This is a genomic window from Flavobacterium sp. U410, assembly GCF_053570605.1.
Map to the genome: position 1 here is coordinate 1 of NZ_JBSEFI010000061.1, position 533 is coordinate 533.

General features: G+C 32.6%; 1 protein-coding gene. It reads left to right on the top strand.

The window, feature by feature from the left end; all coding sequences use genetic code 11:
- On the top strand, positions 1–514 hold a 514-nt coding region (locus ACUSJC_RS16810), incomplete at its 5' end, for a DUF6705 family protein (protein ID WP_449270707.1).
- Between the last annotated feature and the right edge of the window lie 19 nt (positions 515–533).

Sequence of the window (533 nt, forward strand, 5' to 3'; positions counted from 1 at the left end):
TTTATCTGGAGCATATTATAAAGACGTAAACGATCTATTGGATGCTTTTGAAGGAACGTACGTCTACAGCAATGGCAATACAACTTTTAAAATAGTGCTGAAAAAAAAAGTAATGCAGTACAACAGGGAATATTATGAAGATCTGATCATAGGAGAATATGAATATACAGTCAATGGTCTTATAGTCATGAATACCCTTCCGGAAATTGATATTGTCTATGACAATCAAATTTTGCATAATATAGATGGAAATTTCATTATTGATTATAATGAATTTATAATGTGGAAATGCCCGGAATGTCCTCCTAACGAAATACGTTTAATGTTGACAATAAAAGATGTTTCTACAAACCGGTTAGCGGATATGTTTTTAAGGCGAACTACTAATGTTTTCGGGCAGGAGATCATGAAAGTAAAAATTGCTAATGTAAATAGAGTAAATTATCATTTAGGAGAGTCTCTTCCTCCTGATTTTTCATTACCTCAGGGCGAGTTCACAATGATCAAGCAATAAAAGCTACTTGAATATGCTT